15 protein-coding genes are annotated in these 22,476 nt (G+C 71.2%); 4 read left to right on the top strand and 11 right to left on the bottom strand.

The window, feature by feature from the left end; genetic code table 11:
• Positions 1–115: 115 nt before the first annotated feature.
• The 4 genes from OO52_RS27340 to OO52_RS27355 form a co-directional block, all read right to left on the bottom strand.
• Positions 116–2,824 (bottom strand): ATP-binding cassette domain-containing protein, encoded by a 2,709-nt coding sequence (locus tag OO52_RS27340; protein WP_030647577.1) that lies wholly within the window; start codon positions 2,822–2,824, stop codon positions 116–118.
• Between the two features lie 163 nt (positions 2,825–2,987).
• The gene (locus tag OO52_RS27345) at positions 2,988–3,746 is read right to left on the bottom strand and encodes an NUDIX hydrolase (RefSeq protein WP_030647580.1); all 759 of its coding nucleotides are present in this window, start codon (positions 3,744–3,746) and stop codon (positions 2,988–2,990) included.
• A gap of 152 nt (positions 3,747–3,898) precedes the next feature.
• On the bottom strand, positions 3,899–5,848 hold the full coding sequence (locus OO52_RS27350; RefSeq protein WP_030647582.1) for a glycogen debranching N-terminal domain-containing protein: 1,950 nt from the start codon (positions 5,846–5,848) through the stop codon (positions 3,899–3,901).
• 587 nt (positions 5,849–6,435) lie between these two features.
• Positions 6,436–8,019, bottom strand: coding sequence for a DUF4192 domain-containing protein (locus OO52_RS27355; RefSeq protein WP_030647585.1), 1,584 nt, complete (start codon positions 8,017–8,019; stop codon positions 6,436–6,438).
• 143 nt (positions 8,020–8,162) lie between these two features.
• Between OO52_RS27355 and OO52_RS27360 the strand changes: the two genes are divergently transcribed.
• Both OO52_RS27360 and OO52_RS27365 read left to right on the top strand, forming a co-directional pair.
• On the top strand, positions 8,163–10,328 hold the full coding sequence (locus OO52_RS27360; protein WP_030647589.1) for a RecQ family ATP-dependent DNA helicase: 2,166 nt from the start codon (positions 8,163–8,165) through the stop codon (positions 10,326–10,328).
• A gap of 678 nt (positions 10,329–11,006) precedes the next feature.
• Positions 11,007–11,627 carry a hypothetical protein gene (locus OO52_RS27365; RefSeq protein ID WP_030647592.1) on the top strand — a complete coding sequence of 207 codons (621 nt, stop codon included), beginning with the start codon at positions 11,007–11,009 and terminating at the stop codon, positions 11,625–11,627.
• A gap of 621 nt (positions 11,628–12,248) precedes the next feature.
• Here OO52_RS27365 and OO52_RS27370 read toward each other — a convergent pair.
• The 3 genes from OO52_RS27370 to OO52_RS27385 form a co-directional block, all read right to left on the bottom strand.
• Positions 12,249–12,881 carry a hypothetical protein gene (locus tag OO52_RS27370; protein WP_106972067.1) on the bottom strand — a complete coding sequence of 211 codons (633 nt, stop codon included), beginning with the start codon at positions 12,879–12,881 and terminating at the stop codon, positions 12,249–12,251.
• A gap of 68 nt (positions 12,882–12,949) precedes the next feature.
• The gene (locus OO52_RS27380; protein WP_030647598.1) at positions 12,950–13,651 is read right to left on the bottom strand and encodes a ribonuclease HII; all 702 of its coding nucleotides are present in this window, start codon (positions 13,649–13,651) and stop codon (positions 12,950–12,952) included.
• Positions 13,652–13,732: 81 nt separating this feature from the next.
• Positions 13,733–14,356, bottom strand: a complete 624-nt coding sequence (locus tag OO52_RS27385; RefSeq protein ID WP_030647600.1) for a TetR/AcrR family transcriptional regulator — start codon at positions 14,354–14,356, stop codon at positions 13,733–13,735.
• Positions 14,357–14,542: 186 nt separating this feature from the next.
• Here OO52_RS27385 and OO52_RS27390 point away from each other — a divergent pair, with 186 nt between their 5' ends.
• Entirely contained in the window at positions 14,543–16,093 is a 1,551-nt protein-coding gene (locus OO52_RS27390) for an MFS transporter (protein WP_030647602.1), read from the top strand.
• A gap of 381 nt (positions 16,094–16,474) precedes the next feature.
• Here the strand turns inward: OO52_RS27390 and OO52_RS27395 are convergent, their stop codons facing one another.
• The 3 genes from OO52_RS27395 to OO52_RS27405 all read right to left on the bottom strand — a co-directional run bounded on the left by OO52_RS27395 (position 16,475) and on the right by OO52_RS27405 (position 18,806).
• Entirely contained in the window at positions 16,475–17,380 is a 906-nt protein-coding gene (locus OO52_RS27395; protein ID WP_030647604.1) for an ADP-ribosylglycohydrolase family protein, read from the bottom strand.
• A 12-nt stretch (positions 17,381–17,392) separates the two neighbouring features.
• On the bottom strand, positions 17,393–18,052 hold the full coding sequence (locus tag OO52_RS27400; RefSeq protein ID WP_030647607.1) for a histidine phosphatase family protein: 660 nt from the start codon (positions 18,050–18,052) through the stop codon (positions 17,393–17,395).
• Positions 18,053–18,200: 148 nt separating this feature from the next.
• Positions 18,201–18,806, bottom strand: a complete 606-nt coding sequence (locus OO52_RS27405; RefSeq protein ID WP_078629623.1) for a YdbC family protein — start codon at positions 18,804–18,806, stop codon at positions 18,201–18,203.
• Positions 18,807–18,961: 155 nt separating this feature from the next.
• On the opposite strand from OO52_RS27405, the gene OO52_RS27410 reads away from it, so the two are divergent.
• Positions 18,962–19,495, top strand: coding sequence for a TerD family protein (locus tag OO52_RS27410; RefSeq protein ID WP_030647611.1), 534 nt, complete (start codon positions 18,962–18,964; stop codon positions 19,493–19,495).
• 73 nt (positions 19,496–19,568) lie between these two features.
• Here the strand turns inward: OO52_RS27410 and OO52_RS27415 are convergent, their stop codons facing one another.
• Positions 19,569–22,454: a vitamin B12-dependent ribonucleotide reductase gene (locus OO52_RS27415; RefSeq protein ID WP_030647614.1), complete on the bottom strand. Its 2,886-nt coding sequence runs from the start codon at positions 22,452–22,454 to the stop codon at positions 19,569–19,571.
• Positions 22,455–22,476 lie beyond the last annotated feature (22 nt).

Raw genomic sequence — 22,476 nt, forward strand, 5'->3', positions numbered from 1 at the left:
AAAGCACACGAAAGGGTGATCGCTCACGGCGTCGCAATTGACGCCTTATCGAAAAGAAATGGGCTTTCTTCGAGGAGTTGTGCACACAGGGAGAACGGAAGCGTACGGACGGTTGTCATCGGAACCGGGTGCGCAGCGCTGTGAGCAGGTACGCGCAGAGCAGCGCCGCCAGCGACAACGCCAGTGCGCCCCCGACGGGTTGAGCGAGCACCCGCGCGGCCGCGACCAGGTACCGCTCCCCTCCGAAGGGCCACTGCAGCAGGAAGACCTCCCGCATCCGCACCGGGAAGTCGGCCGCCATCCTTACGGCCGGGCCCTGCAGCGCCTTGTGCACGAGGGGCACGACGAGGACGGGCACGGCGAGGACGGCGGCCAGCCCGGCCGTCGTGGACCGGAACACACCGGCCGCCAGCACACCGGCCCAGGCGCAACCGACGACCAACCCGAACCAACTCGCGGTCAGCGAAAGCCAGTCCGTGGGAACTTGCGTCAGCTCCCGTCCGTAGACGATGTAGAGCACTTCGGCGTCGCAGCCCACGGTGAGGAAGGCGAGCAGCACCGCGGTGGCTCCGGAGACGAGCAGTTTCGCGGTGAGCAGCCCCAGCCGGCGGGGGACGGTGCCGCGGTCCGCCGCCAGGGCGGGGTGGCGGAACTCGTCCCCGAAGGCCAGCGCACCGAGCAGCCCGGCCGCGAGCGCCGCGGGCGGCAGCGGCAGCTCCCGTGGCCACGCAGCGAACAGCCGCGCCTGTGGGGTGTGACCGAGGCGCGCCAGGAGTACGGCGGTGAGCGCTGACACCACCAGTACGGCACCGCAGGTGAGGAAACCGGTGCCGATTCCGGCGGCGCGCCGGATCTCGTACCGCAGGGGGCGGAGAGGACTGCGGGCGGGGCGGACTCCGTCGGGCCGGGCGGCGCGGCCGGTCTGCTGCCGGGCGCCCGCATTTCTGGCCCCGGGGAGGAGGGTACGGGGGCCGGCGACGGTCGTCGTGGATGTGCGGGTACTTCCGGTCTGCGGTCCGCAGGCCGTGGCGACTCCGCCGAGGCCGGTGTCCAGGGTGGACGCCGCGTCGGTGGACCGGCCGCCGGTGGCCCTGGCCGGCGCATCTCCGGCGTCGGCACCGGCCGTCCTCTTCTCGCCGGATGCGGCGCCTCCGTCCTGGTCGCGGGTGCCGTCGTCGGCTGAACCGGCCGACGGCGCGTCGTGCGCCGTAGCACCGGAGATGATCAGCGGACGTTCCGCCGCGCTGCCTTGGTCAAGGCCGTGGCCGGGCGCGGTCCGCTCGCCGTCGGCGGTCCGCGCGCGTTCCCGCGCCGCAAGCCCAGGGGCCAATTGGCCTGCACGGAGCGGGGAGAAGCCGACCACGGCCCGCTCGGACTCCGGTGCCGAGGAGTCGAGGGGGTGTTCCCGGCGCCCCGACGGCCGCCCGGCGATGGTCGTGTCGACCGACGAGTGCCCGGGCGACGCGGTGTCCGGCTCGGTCTCGGATCGGGTGGGGGTCGTCGCGCGGGATGCGGCCGTTGCCGCATCGGTCGCCGGAGCGCGTGACCCCGTCGGCGGCTCCATTGCGCGCGAGTCCGCCGCGTGGGGGTGAAGCGTCGCGGTCTCCTCGAACACCGTCGGCCTCGCGTGTTCGGGCGCCGTCGGTGATTCGTCCACGGCTTCGCCCGGGTTCTCCGGTGGGTCGCCGGGCGTGGCCGAGCCGGATCCCAGTGGGGAGCCCGAGGCGGGCTCCGGCGCTGAGAAGTCCGGCACGGTGCGTCGGCGGCGCGCCCACGAAGGGCCTGTCGAGGCCTGTCCCGGCTCCTCGCGCGGGGCGTGGGGCGCCTCCGGTTCCGGTCCGGCCGGGCTGTGGTCCTGCCGGGGATCCTGGTCTGCCGACGGTGAGTCCACGACGACCGGGAGGGGCTCGGTGGAGCACATCCCCGCATCGACCTCAGGACCGGCTCCCGGCCCCATGTCGCCGACTTCGTCAGCCAGTTGGTGGACGAGGATGCCGTGACGGAACGCGATCTCGCCGACGTCGGCGGTCGTGCTGCCGTACACCGAAAGGCGGTTGCCACCCTCGCGTACGACCTCGACGGAGCGGCGAGCCGTGCGCGCGTCTTTGGTGAGCAGAGCCGCGAGGCGTGCGGCGTGGGGGCTGCGGACGACCACGCGGGGGCGTAGCCGGGTACGGGCGAACGCCCGTGCTTCCTGGTCCGCGACGACTCTGCCGGCGTCGAGCGTGACGACCCGGTCGGCGGCGCGCGCGGCCTCCTTCGTGTCGGCCGTGGTGTACAGCACCGTGCCGCCCTGGGCGGCATGGGCCCGCAACATGCTGTGCAGCCACTGGGCCTCGCGCGTGGAGAGGCCGTCGGCGGGTTCGTCCAGGACGAGCGTGTGCGGGTCGGGCAGCAGGGCGCAGGCCAGGCCGAGTCTGCGGTCCATGCCGCGCGACAGCGTGCCGAGGCGCTCCTCACGGAGGCTGACGAGGCCGACCACTTCGAGGACCTCGTCGGCTCGCCGCGCGGGAACTCCCGACGCCGCGCACAGCATGCGCAGATGGCCACGGACCGAGCGGGACGGGTGGCCCGGTACGTCGCCGAGGAGCACGCCGACTTCCCGCGACGGATGCGCGATCCGGTGCAGGGGGCGCCCTCTGAAGTAGGTGATGCCGCGCCCGGATTGGAGCTCAAGCATCAGTTTGAGCGCCGTCGTCTTGCCCGCACCGGCGGCCCCGAGGAGCGCGGTGACATGCCCGGCGCGCGCTTCGAAGGAGACGTCGTCGACAGCGGGCGGATGCGCCTTGCGGGGGTTGCTGGTCAGTCCGAAGGCCTGGATCACCTGCAGCAAGATAGCGCGAGATGTCCGCTTTTCCCGGTATAAGACGACTTGCGCAAACATGCCGCGTGGTCTAGCCCCGATCTTGTCCGCCGTTCGATGGAGTCGAGGCTGACTACGGGCAGCCGGCGCGCCGGTCGCCCTGAGGGGCGGTCCGCCCCTGGTCTCACACCTCGGGGCGCAGCATCGGCGGGTTGAGCAAGGTGGCACCGCCCGCTCGGAAAAGCTGGGCCGGCCTGCCGCCCTGTCGTGTGGTCGTACCCCCTGTGGGGACGAGAAATCCGGGGGTTCCGGTGACCTTGCGGTGGAAGTTGCGCGGGTCGAGGGCCACGCCCCACACCGCCTCGTACACCCGGCGCAACTCTCCGACGGTGAACTCGGGCGGGCAGAAGGCGGTGGCCAGAGACGAGTACTCGATCTTGGAGCGGGCGCGTTCCACACCGTCGGCGAGGATCTGCGCGTGGTCGAAGGCGAGTGGTGCCACGGGTTCGCCGTCACGGCCATAGCCACCCTGCTGGAGCAGTTCCTCGACCGGGGCCCAGCGCGCGTTGCTGGCGTCGCCGCCGGCGCGCGGCGCCGGCAGGTCGGGCGCGAGCGCGAGATGCGCGACGCTGACCACACGCATGCGCGGGTCCCGCTTGGGATCGCCGTAGGTGGCGAGCTGCTCCAGGTGAGCCCCGTTGTCCTGGGCCGGGGTCGCGGGGTCATGAGCGCACAGCCCGGTCTCCTCGGCCAGCTCGCGCGCCGCCGCCTGGGACAGATCCTCGTCGGCCCGTACGAAGCCGCCGGGCAGCGCCCAGCGCCCCTGGAAGGGCGGCTCCCCCCTGCGGACCGCCAGCGCGCACAGGGAATGGCGGCGCACGGTCAGCACGACCAGGTCCACGGTGACGGCGAAGGGCGGAAAGGCTGACGGGTCGTAGGGCATGCCGCGATCATAGTCGTCTTCCTGACGATAAACACTCCCTTCGCCGGTCGCGGCGATGGTGATTCCCCTTCGTTCCGGTACGGGGCGCGGGACCGGCTCGCCGTCCGTCGATCCAGTGGTGTCGTACGAGGTCACCGCCTGTTCCGCGAGTGTCAGGCTCCCAGTTGCAGACCGTCCGCCGCCTCCTCCACCATGGCCAGTCCCAGTCGGCTGATCCGCACGGCGAAAGGGGCGCCCGCGACGCGCAGGCCGCTGAGTCCGAGTTCGCCGAGCGGGGCGCTGCGGACGGGGCGCAGGGTGACCGTGCGGGCGGGGGCGTCGGGACGGATGCCTGCGAGAGCGGTGAGCAGCAGGACCACGGAGGCAGCGGCGGTGGCCGCCGGACGGCAGGCGGCGGGGTGCGGGAGGGGCGCCGTGCCGGCGGAGCGTTGTTCGCCGGCGAACATCTCAGGCAGGCGGTGACCGAAGTGTTCCGCCGCTTCCAGCAGCCCGTTCAGCAGTCCGGCCGCTTCCTTCTCGTATCCGGCGGACGCCAGCCCGGCGACCGCGAGCGCGGTCTCCTGGACGCGCACGGCTCCGGTCCGGTGGCCGAACGGATTGTGTGCCGTCTCCTTGGTGCCGAGGCCGCGCAGTCCCCAGCCCGCGTCCATGGCGGGGGTGCCGAGCAGACGGGCGAGGTGTGCGGTGTGCACCTTGTCGAGCAGGCCCGGTGCGAACATGCCGGCGCCGAGGAGACCGGTGTCGAGGAGGTGGACGGCCGTGGCGGCCAGGTGGGGAACGGGTCGGCCGTCCGGTGTCAGGGCCATGGCCGGGCGCCCACCTCCGCGGTCCTCCACCCAGAAGTCGGCCCGGAAAGCCGACCTCAGGGTCTGGGCCCACTGGCGCAGTTCCGTGGCGCCCGGTCTTTCGTAGGCGTCGAGAAGGTCGGCACCGAGCAGGGCGGCGCGATGCGCGTGGGCCTGGGTCTCGCAGCGGACCGGTCCTGCGGGGTGCGGGTCGGAGAGGTAGGTGCTGTCGCGGACGGTGGTCCGGAGCCAGGTCAGACAGCGCTCGGCCGCGGGGAGCAGTTCCTGTGTCTCCTGGTCGGGCAGCCCCCAGCGGCGGGCCTCGGCGAGCAGGACGGGGAAGAGCAGTGTGGCCTCCGTTCCCGTGCAGCTCGGCGGGAGGTGCGGGCCGGCGTCGCGTCGCGGGCCGGGGATCATGCCGGCCCGGAGGCCCGGACCCGGGAGCTGGGTACGGGCCAGAGCGCGCAGGGTGCCCGCGGCCAAGCGGGTGCCCAAGGGCAGCGCCATGCGGGCGGCGGCGAGCGCTTCTGCCGGGGCCATCCCGCAGCGCCAGGGGGCACCCGCCGCGAGGTAGGTGTCGGAGGGGTGTGCGGTGTCACGCAGGAGCAGTGCCTGGAGGTCGGCGACGGCCGAGTGCAGCAGCGGGCCCACCCGGGGGTCGTCGCCCGTAGCCCGGGCCGGGGCGAGAGGGCTGGTGGCGGTGTGTCCCGCGGCCCGCAGGGGGCCCGTGCCATCGGGCCGTACCCGCAGTTCCACGGCTGCCGTCCCGCCCGGTGGCAGTTCCAGCTCCCAGCGCAGCAGTCCGGCGGACGCCAGGGCGTCGGCGGGCGGCGGGTCCGCGGTGACGCAGGCGGCGGCGTCGGCCTTGGCCCACCGCAGACCCGAGTCGTGGACGCTGGCCGGGAGTTCGGGGCCTGCCGCCCCGGCGGCGATGGTGCCGAGCTCCGCCAGGTCGCTGCCGAGGGCGACCTCGACGGGCAGGCGCAGCGGACGCGGAGCCGCGTTGCGGAATGTGATCCTTTCGGTTCCGTCGGCGTGGCGTGTCCGTTCGACGACGACATCGGGATCGGGGCCGGCGGCCGGTGAAGTGCGCAGCGTCCCCACGAAGCGGGCGCTGTCGGCTCCGGTCATCCTGGCCTGCACCGGCAGCGGTTCGCGGCCTGCCACGCGGACCTGGCACCGGGAGAGCAGCCGCCTGCCGCCTCGGTAGAACCCGTCCAGTCCCCGGCCGGCCAACTGCCCCGGCTCGCCCGAGATGGCGAGGCCTGGCAGGGCCACGCAGATCAGCGCGCTGTGCGTGGGCGGCAGCTCCGGCACCGGGCGGCTGACCGGAGGTGTGCGGGGCGGCGCGGCCGCGGCGGGGCGGCGGGGACGGGCGGTGACGGGGGACGGGGGGCTGCCCTGGATGGCCGCGGCGAGGGGACGGATGTCCGCGGAGGGGGCCGGTCGCAAGTCGGCTGTCTTCGGTGTGCGGGGACCCGCGCCGTCCGTCAGGAACGGCTCGGGCCTGCTCCGGGGCGGACGTTCGCCGGCGGCGGAGGGCGGAGTCGGCTGCTGGTGCATGGGCTGGCTTCTTCTGCGCTCGGTGTGCCTCGGACGTGCTGGGCGGCCGGACGGTCGCCCCGGAGGACAGGGGAGGTGCGGCGGCAGAGCCCGTCCAGGCTTTCCGCCACTCAGGTGAACGGAAGGGGACTCGTCCGGGTCACGGCTCGCCCCGATGAAGCCGACCGAATGGTGACGCGACCGGTCGGCAGGGGTGGCCGTCAGGGCGCCCGAAGCCGATCGGCTCCGGTTCCTCGCCGGGAGTGCACGCCTACGGTGTCCGGAGCCTCCGTTCAGGCCCGGTGGATCGGCGGCCGTACCCGTGCGGGCCGGTGCCTGCCCGGTCTCACACCGGTCGGCGCTCACCCGTTCTCCTCGGGCTGCGGACGCCCGGTGTCCGAACGGGCACCACCGTTCGTGGCCTCACCTGACCCCGCCGCACGCGTGCGCGTGGTGATCCGGCTGTGGGTCCCGGGCCCGGAGGCCTCGGTGGCGGACGGCCGGGGGCGGGTGTCGGTCGGCCTCCGTCGGCCTCCCTTCGCGCGGGCCGCCTGACGGCCGTCGTCGCCGCCCGCGTTGCGCACCCGGCGCCGTCGTTGCCTGCCCGTCCGGGAGCCGGGCTCGGCGCTCGGTTCGTCCGCCTGGATGCCGGCTGCGGGTGCCGGGGTCGGAGCCTGCGGGGGTTCGGTGAGGGCGGTCCGCGGGGGGTCGGTGAGAGCGGTCCGCGGTGCCGGATCCGTTCGCTCCGTGGCCCCCGTCGTCGTGTGCCGTGCGCTCTCCGTGCGCAGGCAGCGGCGGACCGCCTCGGGGTCGAGCCCCTCGTTGCAGGCCTGGTGCAGCAGGCGGGCGAAGAGGTACTCGGGATCGGCAGCCAGGGCCATGGCCAGCGCCTCCCTCGCCTCCAGTTCGTCCCCCATGGACCAGGCGACCCAGCCCGCGAGGGTCAGTGGTGCGGCGGCGTGCTCACCGTAGGGACCGACGCAGCGGCGGGCCAGGGCGCGCCAGAGCCGGAGCGCCGGACCGGCCTCGTCCCCTTCCATCCAGGCGGCGGCCTTGTCGCGGGTCGTACGGTCCTGGAGCCCGAGGATCAGGGTGGCCGCCTCGTCGTGCGCGAGGAGGTTGTCGTCGCGCACGTCCGCCGGATGCGCGCCGGAGACCGGAGCCGCTGTGCCGTAGCGACGAATGATCCGCTCGGCCAGGTCCAGGGTCTCCTCCGCCACCTCCTGGCGGGCCGTCTCGTCCAGGAGGCGGGGCACCAGGCTCATGCCGGCCGCGTCCAGGGCGATCTCCTGCTCCAGCGCCGCGGTGCTCTCCCACGGCTGCAACCTGGCGCGCAGCTCCCGGAGTGTGCCGCGCACCTGGATGCCGGCGTAGGTGGCTGCCGCGGCGAGCACGGACGTGCCGGGAAGGCCCATCGGCGAGCCGTCTTCGGGGCAGCAGCCCTTGACCGGGCAGCAGTACGACCAGTAACGGCCGTCGGAGATGCACAGGGCTTCGATGACCGGCACGTCGAGGTTGCCGCACTCGACGCGCATCAGGTGGGCCAGCCTCTCCAGCCGCCGTTTGACGTCCCGGCCGGACTCTCCCGGGCCCGGTTCCTGGCACACGTAGGCCACCATCCGCTCGGGCCGGGCACCGCGCCGTTCGCTGCCCGTGACCAGGCCACGGGCCAGCTGCCGGGCGGCGGCTTCCCAGTCCTCCTCATGCGCGGGGATGCCGAGCCGGGCCCGGCCTCCGAACCTGCCGCGGCCCGCGTGGTCGTGCAGGGCGACGAGCACCATGCTGTCCTCCGGGCGGTAGCCGAGGAGGTAGGGCAGGGCGTCGGCCAGCTCGGCCGGGGTGCGCAGCGTGACCTGCGTGGCGTGGTCGGACGGTCCGATCGACGGCTCCTGCCCCGAGATGTCGTTGCTTTCGAAGGGTCCTGTGGTTTCGCTGTGATTCGTCATGCGCCGACGATCTCGCGGATCTTGAGATTCCGGTTGAGCCTGTGGATAAGTCGAATCAGGGACACGACAAAGCCGCCCCTCGTTGTCCACAGCCTCGGCCCGGGCCCGCCCGTTTGTCGGTCCCGTCCTGTTGTATGGGTCGCATGGAGCACACGAGCAACGCGGATCTCCGGGCACAGGCGGACGCCGTCCTCGCCCGGCTCGTCGGGGATGCCACGGGCGCGGCCCGGCTGCGCGAGGACCAGTGGCGGGCGATCGAGGCACTGGTCGCGGACCGGCGCCGCGCCCTGGTCGTGCAGCGCACGGGATGGGGCAAGTCCGCGGTGTACTTCGTGGCGACCTCGCTGCTGCGGGCCAGAGGAAGCGGGCCGACGGTGATCGTCTCGCCGCTGCTCGCGCTCATGCGCAACCAGGTGGACGCCGCCGGCCGGGCCGGTATCCACGCCCGGACCATCAACTCGGCCAACACCGAGGAGTGGGAGGCCGTCCAGGCCGAGATCGCGGCGGGCGACGTCGACGTGTTGCTCGTCTCGCCGGAGCGGCTGAACAATCCCGACTTCCGTGACCAGGTCCTGCCCAAGCTGTCCGCGGCCACCGGCCTGCTCGTCGTGGACGAGGCCCACTGCATCTCCGACTGGGGCCACGACTTCCGACCCGACTACCGCCGGCTGCGCACCATGCTCGGCGACCTCCCGCCCGGGGTCCCCGTATTGGCCACCACCGCCACGGCCAACGCGCGAGTGACCGCGGACGTCGCCGAGCAGCTCGGCACGGGCGGCACGTCCGACGCGCTGGTCCTGCGCGGCCCGCTGGACCGGGAGAGTCTGAGCCTCGGCGTGCTGCGGCTCCCGGACGCCGCGCACCGGATGGCCTGGCTCGCCGACCACCTGGACGACCTGCCGGGCTCCGGCATCATCTACACGCTCACCGTGGCCGCCGCCGAGGAGGTCACCGCCTTCCTGCGGCAGCGCGGGCACGCCGTCGCCTCGTACACGGGCAAGACGGAGAACGCCGAACGGCAGCAGGCCGAGGACGACCTGCTCGCCAACCGCGTCAAGGCCCTGGTCGCCACCTCGGCGCTCGGCATGGGCTTCGACAAGCCGGATCTCGGTTTCGTGGTCCATCTCGGCTCGCCCTCCTCCCCCATCGCCTACTACCAACAGGTCGGCAGGGCCGGCCGTGGTGTCGACCACGCGGAGGTACTGCTGCTGCCGGGCAAGGAGGACGAGGCGATCTGGCAGTACTTCGCCTCGCTGGCCTTCCCCTCCGAGGATCTGGTCCGGCGCACCCTGGATGTCCTCGCCCGGGCGGACGGGCCCCTGTCCCTGCCCGCTCTGGAACCGCTGGTCGAGCTGCGGCGCTCACGCCTGGAGACCATGCTGAAGGTCCTCGACGTGGACGGAGCGGTGCGTCGCGTCAAGGGCGGCTGGATCGCGACCGGGCAGCCGTGGTCCTACGACGCCGAGCGCTACGCGTGGGTGGCCCGGCAGCGAGCGGCCGAACAGCAGGCGATGCGCGAGTACGCGACCACCACCGAGTGCCGGATGGAGTTCCTGCAACGCCAACTGGACGACGAGGGCGCCAAACCCTGTGGCCGCTGTGACAACTGTGCCGGTCCGCGCTTCACCTCCGGTCTGTCCCCTGCGGCCCTCGACGCGGCGCGGAGCGACCTGGGCCGCGCCGGAGTGGAAGTGGAGCCCCGCCGCATGTGGCCGACCGGCCTCCCGGCCATCGGCATCGACCTCAAGGGACGCATTCCGGCCGGGGAACAGGCCTCGCCCGGGCGGGCGCTGGGGCGTCTGTCGGACATCGGCTGGGGCAACCGCCTGCGTCCGCTGCTCGCGCCCCAGACGCCGGACGCCACGGTGCCGGACGACGTGGCGCGAGCTGTGGTGGATGTCCTGGCCGACTGGGCCCGAGGACCGGGCGGCTGGGCCTCCGGTGCGTCAGACGCCCCGCCCCGGCCGGTCGGCGTCGTCACCGTGGCCTCGCGCAGCCGGCCCCGGCTGATCCACTCCCTGGGTGCCCGGATCGCCGAGGTCGGCAGGCTCCCCCTGCTCGGCTCCGTGGAGTACGCCGGGGACGTTCCTCGGTCCTCACGCAGTAACAGCGCGCAGCGGCTCAAGGCCCTCGACGGCGCATTGACGGTGCCGCCCGAACTGGCGTCGGCACTCACGGAGGCGAACGGTCCGGTGCTGCTGATCGACGACTTCACGGAGACGGGCTGGACACTCGCGGTCGCGGCACGCCTGCTCCGGAAGTCCGGGGCGCGCGGGGTGTTGCCGCTGGTCCTCGCGGTTCAGGGGTGACAGACGTGTCGGCACCGGTTCTCGTCGTCCCGGGGTACAGACGTGCCGCGGCCCCTTCTCGTCGTCCGGGGGTAAAGACGCGTCACGACCACCTGTCACCGTCCGGGGGCATACAGACGCATCACGACCACTTGTCGCCATCCGGGGGCACCGACGCGTCACAACCACTTCTCGCCATCCGGGGACACAGAGGCCCCACAACCCCTGTCGCCATCCGGGGGTACAGACACCCCACGACCACTTCTCGCCCTCCGGGGACCCCGACGTACCGGTGTTACGTCTCGCCGGCCAGGGATGAGCGTGGTGTCGCCACCGATTTTCGCCATCCGGGGATGACCGACGTGCCACCGCCCGCTCTCGCCTCCCCGGGCTGATCGGCGTGTTGCCACCGGACTCCACAGCTCAGGAACGTCCGCGCAGCTCTCACGGCGGCCCGGCAGGCGGCGGCCGGACACCTCGGGCGTCATCAGCCGAACCTTTGGGTAGGGATATAAGCCACGCACCACCAGATAACAGTCGGCGGTGCCAATTGCTCGTTGCCGCAGCCAAGTTCGACAGGAAGAATTGAGGTCCGCTCCCCGCACGGCTCGTCCGTGGTCCGGTTGGGCTCCGCTGCGGTGCGCGCTCCCCCGAATCCGACCTCGCCCGCAGTGTGGGCGCGTAGCCGAAGGGAGGAACGTGACCTTCGGATTCGCCTCGTCCTCGGCGGCCTCGTTGTCGACGTCCACGTCCACCACTTCCGCCAGTCGCCTGCTCGAGCCGGCCGAGTGGGCCGCTGCCGGTATCCCTCTGCTGCGCAACCCCCGTGAGGTCGTCAGCGGGCTGCACGCCCGCCATCATCCGAAGCCGCTCACGGCGATCGTGGCGGTTCTGGACCCGGACGAGCGGCTGCGGGCCAGCGCCTCGTTCATACGCCGTCCGGCTGCTGCCGACGGCTGGATGTTCCGCAACGCGCTGCTGGCGCAGTTGCGCCGGGTGATTCCGCACGACCTCCGCCGCCGCACCCCCGTGCGCACGGCCGTCCTGCTCTACTGCCGTGAAGGCGACGCGCGTTGGACCGAGGAGGACGGCGCCTGGATGTGGGGGCTGCGCGATGCCTGCACACTGCACGGGCTGCGCTGCGGGGCGTACATCACGCTGACGCATGACGGCTGGCAGGTGCTCGGCGAGGGGCGCGGCGGACGCCGGCCCAACGCGCACTCGGCACCCGAGCCCTTCGCCACGTCGGAGGCCCCGCCGCTCATACCGCGCAGCGGTGGCCCGGTCTCCGAGGTGCTGCGCCGAGCTGCGGCTCGCTGAGTTCGACTGCGCCGTGCGCCGGCGGCGGTTTGACGGTTCCTGCCGCCGACCGGAACGGCACGAACGTACGACAGCCGGGGCGCCCGATCGCCGTGACCGACCGGGCTTCACGAACGCCACATCCAGCCGGGCCGCACCAACGCAACGGCCGGCCGGGCCGCACGAAGCATGTGACCTATCGGCAGTCGGTGCGCAGAGTGCCCAGGATGCCCGAGGTGCGATGCCCGAGCCGAGCCGTCGGCCGTCGCATGCGGTGCCGAGAACACACGCGGGCCACGCGTTGAGCCGGGGCACACGAGGCCCACTCCAGCCGGATCAACTGCAGGAGCAGCCCGGCGCGGTCGCCTTGGCCACGGCTACAGCCTCGGCCACGGCTACGGCCACACAGGCCGGAACGCGCCGTCCGACCTACATGCGTCCGCCGCTGTGACGACCTGGACCAGGCATGCCGGACCCTCCGCGCCCCTCTCTGGCGTGCCCCGCCCTCAAGCGGTCACCCGGAGAGCCGCGCCGTCAGTAGCGCCGCCGCGGCCCGCCCGCGGGCACGCCAAATGCCGCACCGTGCGGATCCCGCCGGAGCGGCCCCTCGGCACCCTGGTGCCCTGAGGTGCCGGACGCGGCTCAGACGCCGGTGCCCAGCACCGAGTTGATCTGCTGCGGGTCGCCGCAGACGACCAGCAGGGCACCGGCCCGGGAGTGGGCCAGCGGAAGGGCGGTCGCAGCGGCGGAGGCGGGTCCTCCGTTGACGGCCACGACGACCACCGGGCGGGACGCGGCGCGGGAGGCCACGGTGGCATCCGCGTAGAAGACGTCGTCACCGGCGTCATGCTGCGCCCAGTAGGACGTCTCGCCGAACGACAGCTCGTGCTCGGCCCACGGATGCTGGGCACCAGTGGTGATCACGAGCACGTCGCCGGGGGCACGGCCCGAGTCCAGGAGCAGGTCCACGGCCTCCTCCGCGGCGTCGAGCGCGCCCTCGGCCGAGGCCGGGATCAGCTGGATCTGGGGGCTCGCCGCGGTGGCGGCGGGAGCGGCCGGGCCGGAGGGGCCAGGCTTGGCCGGAGCCACGTCACGCGGCGTGCGCTGCACCGGCGGCGTGGGCCGCAGAGGGCCGGGACGACCGGGGCGGGACGGAGCCGCGGGGCGGGGGCCGGGTACGGGGCGGGGGGTCGGCGCGGTACGGCCGCTGGCCGGAGTGGCGCGGGGACCCTGGGCACTCTCGTGAATCTGAGGCTCCTCGGGAATGAGAGGCATGAGCTGATATTTATCAAACGTTGGTGCGGTGCGGATGACCGGGTGGCACATCAGTGCGAGCGGAACCGTCAGAATTCGAGAGCGAGCTGGCCCTCGATTTCCGGAACGCTTCCGTCCGCCCAGCTGCGGACCTTCTTGAGGTGCCGCCACTGAGGCAACGCATCAAGATACGCCCACGACAATCGGTGGTGCGGGGTGGGCCCCCACTCCTCCAGTGCGGCCTTGTGCACGGGCGACGGATACCCGGCGTTGTCCGCGAATCCGAAGTCTGCATGGTCGATACCCAGTTCGGCCATCATTTTGTCGCGCTGGACCTTGGCGATCACCGACGCCGCCGCGACGGCCACACACGACCGATCACCCTTGATCACCGTGCGTACCTGCCAGGGGTCGCCGAGGTAGTCGTGCTTCCCGTCGAGGATCACGGCGTCGGGTCGGACAGGCAGGGCGTCCAGGGCGCGGATCGCGGCGAGCCGCAGCGCGGCCGTCATCCCCAGGTCGTCGATCTCCTCCGGGGAAGCATGCCCCAGCGCGTAGGCCGTCACCCATGACTGCAGGATCAGGGCGAGTTCCGTACGCCGCTTGATGGTCAGCAGCTTGGAGTCCGTCAGCCCCTCGGGCGGTCGGCGGAGTCCGGTGATCGCCGCGCAGACGGTGACGGGCCCGGCCCAGGCGCCGCGCCCCACCTCGTCGACACCGGCAATGACCTTCGCTCCGGTCGTGGCGCGCAGGGAGCGCTCGACGGTGTGAGTAGGTGGTTCGTACGGCATGGCGCCCTTAGCGTACGCCGCCGGGATCGCCTCGCGACACCCCGGCCCTCCGGCCGACACCGGGAGTACCGACGCGGCGGCTCAGGCCTTGTAGGGCCGCAGCAGCGGGAGCATCAACTGGTCGATCATCTCTTCCAGATCTCCATCACTCCATTCGCTGGCGCACATCTTCGACCGGTACATCATCATGGCCGGGATGGCATCGAAGACGTACCCGTTGGCCGCGTCCGATCGAACCTCCCCTCGCTCTATTCCACGAGTGATGACCTCGCGGAGCAGCTTGACGGTCGGCTCCACCACGGTCCCGACGATCACTCCTTCGAAGCGCCCCACCTGCACGTGATCGCACTCGTGAATTACCGAGCGCAGCGCGAGGCCGGGCCGCGAGTACATGATCTGCCGCACCAATCGGCACAGGGTGAGCAGGTCCTCGCGCACGCTCCCGAGGTCCGGGGCCTTCTCCACCCGGGGCAGTCCGGACACCAGGGCGTCGGCGACCAGATCCTCCTTGGAGGGCCAGCGGCGATAGACCGCGGCCTTGCCGGTCTGGGCGCCGGCCGCGACGCCCTCCATGGTCAGCCCCTTCCAGCCGACCGTGCTGAGCTGCTCCAGAGCGGCGTCCAGGATCGCGCGCTCCAGCACCGCACCGCGCCGACGAGGGGAAGCCGTCCGGTCAGGGGCGGCCGTCCAGCGCGAGGTAACCATCTGAGTTTCTCCAACATGCAAGGGAAGCGGGGGGTTCCGGGGGGAGTGACGCCACACCGCAGCAACAGGGGGACGCGGAACGTGGCTCACGATTAAGTGAACGCTTGCGTTCACTGTTGGGGACTCACTACCGTGGACGCGGAAGTGAACGCATGCGTTCACTAAAGCCTTTATGGGGGATCCACAGTGACGACCTCTCAGCTGCTCAAAGACGATCAGAAACCGGGCGTGGCCCGCCGGGAGGGGCATCCCGGCATCGCACTCACGGTCATCGCGGCTTGCCAACTCATGGTGGTACTCGACGCGACGATTGTGAATATCGCGCTCCCACACATTCAAGAAGCGCTCAAGTTCAGTACGACGGACCTGACTTGGGTGGTCAGCGCCTACACGCTCACGTTCGGTGGTCTGCTGCTGCTCGGTGCGCGGGCCGGTGACATCCTCGGCCGCCGCCGGGTGTTCATGGCCGGCATCCTGCTGTTCACCTTCGCGTCGCTGCTGGGCGGACTGGCCCAGGAGCCCTGGCAGCTGCTGGCCGCACGGGCCCTGCAGGGCGTGGGTGGGGCGATCGCATCGCCCACATCGCTGGCCCTGATCACCACGACCTTCCCCGAAGGACCCGAACGGAACCGGGCTTTCGGAGTCTTCGCCGCCGTCTCCGCGGGCGGTGGCGCCATCGGCCTGCTCGCGGGCGGCATGCTCACCGACTGGCTCGACTGGCGGTGGGTGCTGTTCGTCAACGTGCCCATCGGTGTGCTGATCGCCTCGCTCGCACCGCTGTACATCAACGAGTCCGAGCGGCATCCCGGACGCTTCGACCTCACCGGCGCGCTGACCTCCACGCTCGGCATGGCGTCGCTGGTGTACGGGTTCATACGCGCCGCGGAGGACGGCTGGCGGGACGGCCTCACCCTGGGCTCCTTCGGCGCGGCCGTGGTCCTCCTGTTCGCCTTCGTCTTCACCGAGATGCGGGCGAAGGAGCCGATCACCCCGCTCAGGATGTTCGCCGACCGCAACCGCTGGGGCACGTACGTGATCATGCTGAGCCTGGCCGCGGCGATGTTCGGCATGTTCTTCTACATCGTGCTGTTCGTGCAGAACGTGCTCGGCTACAGCGCCATCAAGGCCGGTCTCGCCTTTCTTCCCGTGACCGTCGCGATCGCGGTGGGGGCGGGCCTGTCCCAGCGCCTCCTGCCGGTGCTCGGCCCCAAGCCGTTCATGATGGGCGGTTCCGCGCTGGTGGTCGTCGGGCTGGTCTGGCAGACCTTCATCCGGCCCGAGAGCACCTACGTGGGCGGGGTGCTGGGTCCCATGCTGGTGTTCGGCTTCGGCATGGGCCTGAACTTCGTGACGGCCACCGTCACCGCCGTGTCGGGTGTCGCCCCGCACGAGGCGGGAGCGGCTTCCGGGCTGCTCAACGCGATGCAGCAGGTCGGCGGTTCGCTCGGGCTGTCCATCCTGACGACCGTCTTCGGATCGGCCAGCACGGACGAGGCGAAGAAGCAACTGCCGAAGTTCCTCACCGACGCCTCGCCCGAGCAGAAGGCTGAGTTCGCCAAGACCCACCAGCTGCCCGCGCCCTGGGGTCACGACGTGCTCGCCCACGGCATCTCCACGGCCTTCATACCGGCCGCGGCGATGGCCGCACTCGCCTTCCTCACCGCTTGGCTGGTACTCAGGGTGCGCAAGGAAGACCTCGACTCGCTCGCGGGCACGGCGGGGCCGCACCTCGGCTGATGCAGGCCGCGCCGCGCGATGCCGCGGCCGACCGGACCGTCGCCAGGAGACCGATGGCGCACACGGCGATCCGGTCGGCCGCAGCCCGGCCATCAGCATCCCGGGCAGGCCGAGAAACAGGACGAACAGAGCCAGAGCCGGAACCAACTCCGGCACGGACATGGGCACCGGCACCAACGAAGCGAACGCCATCTCCCACCCCTCCGCCCCTCCTCGTCACGGTCACGCCTCCGCCCGCCCACCCGGCCACAGACAAGGTGGACGACGGATAACGGAAGAACGGACGACGGTCACGCAGAGTTCCCGGCGAGCACGGAGAGTCTCCGCAGGCCAGCAAAAGCCAGCGGAAGCCGCTGGACGGAAGGCACCTGACGGGAGCTGTCAGCCGCCCGTCGGCACCCAGTCCGGCAGTGCCTCGGTGTGTCGCACCCACTCCGCGGGCGGCGCCCCGGCCTTGCCGGCGGCCAGCACGCCCCCCACGATCGCGCAGGTCGTGTCGACGTCCCCGCCGACCTGGGCGGTGGTCCAGAACGCCGATGCGTAGTCACCGAGGGAACGCGCGGCGGACCAGAGGGCGAAGGGAACGGTGTCATGGGCCGTCGTACGGCGCCCGCAGCCCAGGACGGCGGCGACGGTGGCGGCGTCACCGTAGTCGAGCATGTCGCGGGCGCGGCGCAGACCCTGGCCGACCGCGCTCTTCGGGACGAGCGCGATGACGCCGTCGAGGAGTGCCTCCGGGGCGGGCGGACCGTCGGGCGAGCCCACCATGGCTGCCGCCGCGGCCACGGCCATGGCCCCGACCACGGCCTCCCGGTGCTGGTGCGTGGTGTAGGCCGAGATCTCCGCCTGGTGGGTCGCCTGCTCGGGGTCGTCCGCGTACCAGGCGCCCAGAGGCGCGATCCGCATCGCCGCGCCGTTGCCCCAGGAACCCTGGCCGTTGAAGAGACCGGCGGCCAGCCGGCGCCAGTCCTCGCCCTCCCGGACGAGGCGCAGCAGCCGGTTGACCGCGGGGCCGTACCCCCGGTCGAAGTCGTGGTGCTCGGCGAAGGAGCGGGCGAGCGCGTCTTGGTCGATGCGGTGATGGGCGGCGAGAACGGCGACCACGGAGCAGGCCATCTCGGTGTCGTCCGTCCACTGCCAGGGGCCCGCGGGCAGCTCGCGGCGCTTCAGCAGGGGGTAGTTCACGGGAACGAAGAACTGGGAGCCCAGCGCGTCCCCCACGGCCAGTCCGCGCAGGCTCGCCAGGGCGCGTTCCAGACGTACGAGGAAAGAGGAGTCAGCGGTCATCGCTCTGCCACTCTATCCGTTCGCCCAGTACGGCAATGGTTTCCGCCAGCGCTCGAAGGGCCGGTCGAGTGTGTACTTGTCGTCCTCCCCCAGAACGAGCATCCGCATCTCGGCGTTCCCGGGGTTGGCCAGCGACTCGAATTCCGCGACCGTCCAGTGGAACCAGCGCATGCAGAACAGCCGCATCGCCAGCCCATGGGTCACCAGAAGGACGTTCGGCGGGTGGTCGGGGGCCTCGAAGCTGCGGAACAGGCTCTCCAGGAAGCCGCCGACCCGGTCGTACACGTCGGCGCCGGACTCGCCCTGCGGGAACCGGAAGAAGAAGTGGCCGTACGCGTCGCGGTAGGCCTTCTGCAGGCGTACGTCGTCGCGGTCCTGCCAGTTGCCCCAGTCCTGCTCCCGCAGTCTGGGTTCCTCGCGGACGCGTATGAGATCGGGGTCGAGGTGGAAGGCGCGGAGCGTCTCGTGGGTGCGGCGGTAGGGGGAGACGTACACGCTCACGCGTTCCCGGCCGAAGAGCTCGCGGAGCCGCTTGCCGGTCTCCTCGGCCTGCTGCCAGCCGCGCTCGGTCAGCGCGAGGGCGTGGTCGGGCTCGCGCTCGTACACGGAGTCGTCGACGTTGCCCGTGGACTCGCCGTGCCGGACAAGGACGATGCGCCGTGGTCGTGCCATGCCAAAACCCTAGTTCGAACTGTGGAGAGTCGAGCACTCATGGGGTCCTGTACGGCGTAGGTCACACGCCTGCCGTGTCCATGGCCGCTTTCCGGACCCGCCGCACCGGGGCGGCTTCAAGCTGTGCGCTGGCTGTCGGAGTACCACGTCAGACCGTCCAGGACGGCTCCAGGTCCACGATGTCACCGGAGAGCGCCGCGACGTCCGCCTCGGTCTGGGCACGCAGGGCGAGGCGCTCCACACGCTCCGTGCGGTACTTTCCGTGCTCGGCCGCCTGCCGCCACATCGACAGAATCAGGAACTCCTGCTCCGGAGCCTCCGCGAACATGCCGCGGATCATCCCGGGCGAACCGGCCATCGCGGGATTCCAGACCTTCTCCTGCATGAGCGTGAAGTGCTCCACGCGCTCCTCGTGGACCCGGCACAGGGCCACGCGGATCAGATCGGCGTCGGTGAACCGCGGCTCGAAGCCCGTCTTCACGTCGAAGCGGTACTCGAACAACTTGACCTGGGTGTCCTTGAACGTGCCGGACTGGGTGGCGGCCAGGCGGTCGTGGGAACGCGCCATGAAGGAGTCGTAGAAGGCACGGCTCTCCCAGAAGGTGAAGGTGTGCGCCACCCCCGCCCGCTGCCGGCTCCAGCCCCCGCCCTGTCCCCGAAAACCCGGCTCCCCCAGAAGCCCCGCCCATTTTCGCTGTCCCCGCTCGAACCCCCGGCGGTCCACCACGGTGCAGCGAATCCACTTGACCAGCACCGCGCCATCGTAAGGCCACCGGGCGTGGCGCCGGTCTCGCTCCGGCGGAGATCGCCCGCGCACGCGCCCCCGCGCGCGTGGGACGATGGACGGCAAGGAACCCCGGCCCATGGGGAGTTGGGGTCGAGCGAGCCACAGGGGGAAGGGAAGGCCTGGTGACCGGCTTCAGCAAGGGAATCCGCAAGGTCGAGGTCGCGCTCAAGTGGGACCCCAGTCCGGCGGGTCGGCCGCCGACGGATCTGGACATCGTCGCCGCGACGTTCGTGACGGGCGCCCCGTACGGGGATCCGGCCTATCTGGTGCACTTCGACAGTCGCTCGCCGGACGGGACGATCCTCCTCAACCGGGACAGCACGGACGGCAAGGGCTTCGGCTGGGACGAGGTCATGACGCTCGAACTGGACCGCCTCAGCGACCGCTACGCGCGCGTGGTGGTGGGTGTCGTCATCCAACAGCGCCCCGGACACAAGACGTTCGCCCACGTGCTGAATCCCGCCGTACGCATCCGCGAGGGGTACACCGTGCTCGCCGAGGACGGCTTCGCCTCGGTCCTCGGGTCGACGGCCGCCACGATCGCCGAGTTCGTCCGGGACGACTCGCAGGAGTGGACGTTCCGTCCCGGCGTGCGCGGCTTCGAAGAGGACCCGGCCACCTTCACCCGGGTGATGGGCCGGGCACACCAGTCCTGAGGGCCCTGGGGACCGCACGGGTAAGGGGCGCCGGCCATGGGCCGGCGCCCCTTACTTCAGGAACGGCGTGTCATCAGCTGCAGCCGCTGGTCGAGCCGCAGCCCTCGCAGATGTAGCAGGAACCGGCCCGCTGCATCTTCGTACCGCAGGAGAAGCACAGCGGGGCGTCGGCCTGGATGCCCAGCTGCATCTCCACCAGCTCGGCGCTGGTGTGCGCCTGCCGCGGCGCGGGCTTGGCCGCCTCGACCTCGGCCTTCGGCGTGGCGACCGCCTTCAGCTCCTGGGCGCGCGGGGCCGACTGGGCCAGGCCCTCGACGTCGACCTCGTCCTCGGACGGCTCGTAGGAGCCGGTCTCCAGGTGCCGCTGGCGCTCCTCGGCGGAGTGGATGCCGAGCGCGGAGCGGGTCTCGAAGGGCAGGAAGTCCAGCGCCAGGCGGCGGAAGATGTAGTCGACGATCGACTGCGCCATCCGCACGTCCGGGTCGTCCGTCATGCCGGCCGGCTCGAAGCGCATGTTGGTGAACTTGGAGACGTACGTCTCCAGCGGCACGCCGTACTGCAGACCGACGGAGACGGCGATGGAGAAGGCGTCCATCATGCCCGCGAGGGTGGAACCCTGCTTGGACATCTTCAGGAAGACCTCACCGAGACCGTCGTCCGGGTAGGAGTTGGCGGTCATGTAACCCTCGGCGCCGCCGACGGTGAAGGACGTGGTGATGCCGGGACGTCCCTTCGGGAGGCGCTTGCGGACCGGGCGGTACTCGACGACCTTCTCGACCTTGGGCTCGACGGCCGCGGTCTCCTCGGGCTTCTTCTCCGTCTCCTTCTTCTTGGCGGAGAGCGGCTGGCCGACCTTGCAGTTGTCGCGGTAGATCGCGAGCGCCTTGACGCCCAGCTTCCAGGCCTCGAAGTAGATCTCCTCGACCTCCTCGACGGTCGCCGTCTCCGGCATGTTGACCGTCTTGGAGATGGCGCCGGAGATCCACGGCTGGATCGCGGCCATCATGCGGACGTGGCCCATCGGGGAGATGGCGCGCTCGCCCATGGCGCAGTCGAACACCTCGTAGTGCTCGGGCTTGAGGCCGGGGGCGTCGATCACATTGCCGTGCTCGGCGATGTGGGCGACGATCGCCTCGATCTGCTCCTCCTGGTAGCCCAGGCGGCGCAGGGCCTGCGGGACGGTGCCGTTGACGATCTGCATCGAGCCGCCGCCGACCAGCTTCTTGAACTTCACCAGCGCCAGGTCGGGCTCGACACCAGTGGTGTCGCAGGACATCGCGAGGCCGATGGTGCCGGTCGGCGCGAGGACGGACGCCTGGGAGTTACGGAAACCGTTCTTCTCGCCGAGACGCAGGACGTCCTGCCAGGCCTCCGTGGCGGCGGCCCACACCGGGGTGTCCAGGTCGTCCATGCGGACGGCCGTGCCGTTGGCGTCGGCGTGCTGCTTCATGACGCGGTTGTGGGCGTCGGCGTTGCGGGCGTAGCCGTCGTAGGTGCCGACGACCGCGGCCAGCTCGGCGGAGCGGCGGTAGGCCGTACCCGTCATCAGGGAGGTGATGGCACCGGCCAGGGCGCGGCCGCCGTCGGAGTCGTAGGCGTGGCCGGTGGCCATCAGCAGGGCGCCGAGGTTGGCGTAGCCGATGCCGAGCTGGCGGAACGCGCGCGTGTTCTCACCGATCTTCTGGGTCGGGAAGTCCGCGAAGCAGATCGAGATGTCCATCGCGGTGATGACCAGCTCGACGACCTTCTGGAAGCGCTCGGTCTCGAAGGACTGGTTGCCCTTGCCGTCGTCCTTCAGGAACTTCATCAGGTTCAGCGAGGCCAGGTTGCAGGACGTGTTGTCCAGGTGCATGTACTCGCTGCACGGGTTCGACGCGGTGATCCGGCCGGACTCGGGGCAGGTGTGCCAGTTGTTGATGGTGTCGTCGTACTGGATGCCCGGGTCGGCGCAGGCCCAGGCGGCCTCGGCGATCTTGCGGAACAGGGCCTTGGCCTCGACCTCTTCGATGACCTCGCCGGTCATACGGGCGCGCAGGCCGAACTTGCCGCCGTTCTCGACCGCCGTCATGAACTCGTCGTTCACACGGACCGAGTTGTTGGCGTTCTGGTACTGGACGGACGTGATGTCGTCGCCGCCCAGGTCCATGTCGAAGCCCGCGTCGCGCAGGACGCGGATCTTCTCCTCTTCCTTGACCTTGGTCTCGATGAAGTCCTCGATGTCGGGGTGGTCGACGTCGAGCACGACCATCTTGGCGGCGCGGCGGGTGGCACCACCGGACTTGATGGTGCCGGCGGAGGCGTCGGCGCCGCGCATGAAGGAGACCGGACCCGAGGCGTTGCCGCCGGAGGAGAGCAGCTCCTTGGAGGAGCGGATGCGGGAGAGGTTCAGACCTGCGCCCGAACCGCCCTTGAAGATCATGCCCTCTTCCTTGTACCAGTCGAGGATCGACTCCATGGAGTCGTCGACGGACAGGATGAAGCAGGCGGAGACCTGCTGGGGCTGCGGGGTGCCGACGTTGAACCACACGGGGCTGTTGAAGCTGAAGATCTGGTGCAGGAGGGCGTACGCCAGCTCGTGCTCGAAGATCTCGGCGTCGGCGGGCGAGGCGAAGTACTTGTAGTCCTCACCGGCCTTCCGGTACGTCTTCACGATGCGGTCGATCAGCTGCTTGAGGCTGGTCTCGCGCTGCGGGGTGCCCACGGCGCCCCGGAAGTACTTGCTGGTGACGATGTTGACCGCGTTCACCGACCAGAAGTCGGGGAACTCGACGCCACGCTGCTCGAAGTTGACCGAGCCGTCGCGCCAGTTGGTCATGACGACGTCACGGCGCTCCCACGACACCTCGTCGTACGGGTGCACTCCGGGGGTGGTGTGGATGCGCTCGATACGCAGTCCCCTGGTGGCCTTGGCGCCCTTCGCTCGGGAACCTCGTGCCGGACCGCTCGCCGTCTCTGTCATGCCGCCTCCCTGTACGGGCAAA

The organism is Streptomyces flaveolus (assembly GCF_000716535.1).
Taxonomy (GTDB): domain Bacteria; phylum Actinomycetota; class Actinomycetes; order Streptomycetales; family Streptomycetaceae; genus Streptomyces; species Streptomyces flaveolus_A.